1 protein-coding gene and 6 tRNA genes are annotated in these 2,905 nt (G+C 36.6%); all 7 read left to right on the forward strand.

Annotated elements, in window-relative coordinates; genetic code table 11:
* The first annotated feature begins 264 nt into the window (after window positions 1–264).
* The 7 genes from ACTND6_RS10670 to ACTND6_RS10700 all read left to right on the forward strand — a co-directional run bounded on the left by ACTND6_RS10670 (window position 265) and on the right by ACTND6_RS10700 (window position 2,778).
* A tRNA-Val gene (locus ACTND6_RS10670) sits at window positions 265–340 on the forward strand.
* Between the two features lie 3 nt (window positions 341–343).
* A tRNA-Thr gene (locus ACTND6_RS10675) sits at window positions 344–419 on the forward strand.
* Between the two features lie 10 nt (window positions 420–429).
* Window positions 430–514, forward strand: a tRNA-Tyr gene (locus tag ACTND6_RS10680).
* Window positions 515–562: 48 nt separating this feature from the next.
* Window positions 563–636: transfer RNA gene (locus ACTND6_RS10685), tRNA-Gln, on the forward strand.
* Window positions 637–653: 17 nt separating this feature from the next.
* Window positions 654–729: transfer RNA gene (locus tag ACTND6_RS10690), tRNA-Lys, on the forward strand.
* Between the two features lie 6 nt (window positions 730–735).
* Window positions 736–806: transfer RNA gene (locus tag ACTND6_RS10695), tRNA-Gly, on the forward strand.
* Between the two features lie 196 nt (window positions 807–1,002).
* The gene (locus tag ACTND6_RS10700; RefSeq protein ID WP_441024213.1) at window positions 1,003–2,778 is read left to right on the forward strand and encodes an ABC transporter ATP-binding protein; all 1,776 of its coding nucleotides are present in this window, start codon (window positions 1,003–1,005) and stop codon (window positions 2,776–2,778) included.
* Window positions 2,779–2,905: the final 127 nt, after the last annotated feature.

Here is a 2,905-nt window from a genome sequence, read left to right on the forward strand (position 1 = left end):
TCTGAATAACTGCTTAGACATTAACTTTCTTTGGCTCATTTATTATATCTTATTATTTTGTTCATTCACAAAAATAGCTAATCTGCAACCACACGATTGTAGATTAGCCGAAAAAAAATAATTCAAATATTTGGCATAAATATGCGATTTCAAAAGAAAAAGTAAAAAAAGTTTAAAAATTTTGACAAAAAGTATTGCATAACTGCAGATGACATGGTATATTAATTAAGCACTTCCGGTAAGGAGTGTTAAAGAAAAAAACATGGAGGTTTAGCTCAGTTGGGAGAGCATCTGCCTTACAAGCAGAGGGTCAGCGGTTCGAGCCCGTTAACCTCCACCATGTGCCGACTTAGCTCAATTGGCAGAGCAACTGATTTGTAATCAGTAGGTTGTAGGTTCGATTCCTATAGTCGGCACCATTTATTTCATGGAGACGTAGCGAAGTGGCTAAACGCGGCAGACTGTAAATCTGCTCCCTCTGGGTTCGGTGGTTCGAAACCACCCGTCTCCACCATTTTATTGGTTTGAAGTTTTATCAACCTGATACTGTCAGGCGGCCTATTGGGGCATAGCCAAGTGGTAAGGCAAGGGACTTTGACTCCCTCATCGTGAGTTCGAACCTCGCTGCCCCAGCCAATTTATTTACCACATATGTCTCGGTAGCTCAGGTGGTAGAGCAACTGACTTTTAATCAGTGGGTCGAGGGTTCGATTCCCTTCCGAGACACCATCTTATGCGAGTGTAGTTCAATGGTAGAACGGCAGCCTTCCAAGCTGCATACGTGAGTTCGATTCTCATCACTCGCTCTTGTAAAACCGCTTATGGCGGTTTTTTTCATATTTTGAAAATTGCTTTATGTACTTGTGATAATGCTTTATTGTTTTATCAGCAGAAGGATTTGAAGAAGGAATGATTCTAAGTAATCTTGCCTTTTTTTTTATGCAAATTGATAGACTGTTTTCCTTTTTGTCATTAAAATAGCTATTAAAAATGGAGGGGAATATGTCTGAAACAATAACAAAAACATATAGTACAAAAGAATTGTTGAAACGCTTTGTGCCATATCTATGGAAGTATAAGCGTATTTTATTTATGGATCTTTTTTGTGCTTCTTTAACAACACTGTGTGATATCGTTTTACCACGAATCATGTCTCAACTAACAAATACAGCTATGTATGATCCTTTATCCTTGACGGTTGAGCTTGTCGGGAAAATGGCGTTCTTTTATATTATATTAAGAATTGTTGATGCAGCAGCGTATTTCTTTATGTGCTCACAAGGTCATATCATGGGCGTATATATTGAAACAGATATGAGAAGTGATGCATTTGATCAATTAGAAAAATTATCAGATTCTTATTATGCAAATACTAAAATTGGTCAAATCATGGGTAGAATTACGTCCGATCTGTTTGATGTAACAGAATTTGCACATCACTGCCCTGAAGAGTTCTTTATTGCATTTATTAAGATCGTAGTATCTTTTATGATTCTTTGTTACGCATCTGTTCCTTTAACGATATTGATTTTTGCATGTGTTCCGTTTATGATTTTTGGATCAATTAAATTGAATCATAAATTTCGTGCAGCCACGAAAGAACAGCGTGTTCAAATTGGAGAACTCAATGCACAGGTGGAAGATTCTTTGCTTGGTGAAAAAGTAGTTAAGGCTTTTACTGCTGAAGATACGGAATTGAAAAAATTTGCAGATGGAAACGAACAATTGAAAACAATTAAAAAGAAACGTTACTATGCAATGGCAAATTTGAATATGTGTATTCGTCTATTTGATGGACTGATGTATAGCGTAACAATTATTGCGGGTGGTTTGTTCCTTGTATACGGAAAAATTAATGCTGGTGATCTTGTCATGTACATGTTGTATGTATCTACTTTGATTGCGACAATTCGCCGTCTTGTAGAATTTGCGGAACAATTTTCTCAGGGAATTACTGGTATTGAGCGTTTCTTTGAAATTATGGATACTCCAATTGATATCAAAGATGCAGAAGATGCAAAAGAATTGGAAGTTTCTGGTGGAGAAATTGAGTTTGATAATGTTTCTTTTGAATATCCAGACGATCATAATCGTGTATTACATGAATTAAGCTTAAAAATTAAATCTGGAGAAAATCTTGCTTTAGTTGGTGAAAGTGGCGGTGGTAAAACAACCATGGCTTCGTTGATCCCTAGATTTTATGATGTTACAAGTGGTGCGGTAAAAATTGATGGTCAGGATATCAAGAAAGTTACAATGAAGAGCTTGCGTGAAAATATTGGTATTGTTCAACAAGATGTGTATTTATTTTCTGGAACGGTTGCTGAAAATATTGCATATGGAAAACCAGGTGCAACAAGAGAAGAAATTATTCATGCGGCAAAACTTGCTGGTGCAGATTCATTTATCACAGAATTAAAAGATGGATATGATTCTTATGTCGGAGAGCGTGGGGTTAAACTTTCTGGTGGTCAGAAACAGCGCATTTCAATTGCTCGTGTGTTCTTGAAAAATCCTAAAATATTATTGTTAGATGAAGCAACATCTGCTTTAGATAACGAAAGTGAAATATTGATTGAAAACAGTTTAAAGAAATTGTCAGTTGGAAGAACAACTTTAACAATTGCTCATCGACTGACAACAATTCAACATGCCGATCGAATTATTGTTTTAGGAAAAACAGGTATTGTTGAAGAAGGAAATCATGAACAGCTATTAGAAAAGAAAGGTGTGTATTACCGCCTTTGGAATGGTATTGCTTTAGAAGAAGTGAGTTGATCTCACTTCTTTTTTATGGGTGTGCCGGGCATGGCGCTAATTCAGTCAGAGATAAACTGACCACAGGTCTTTACCGCCAAGTGTAGTAAACCACAAGCTGTTGGCAGTGATGCCATGAGTGAAGGAA

This window comes from Bulleidia sp. HCP3S3_C9, assembly GCF_052064035.1.
In the GTDB taxonomy this organism is placed as follows: Bacteria; Bacillota_I; Bacilli_A; order Erysipelotrichales; family Erysipelotrichaceae; genus Bulleidia.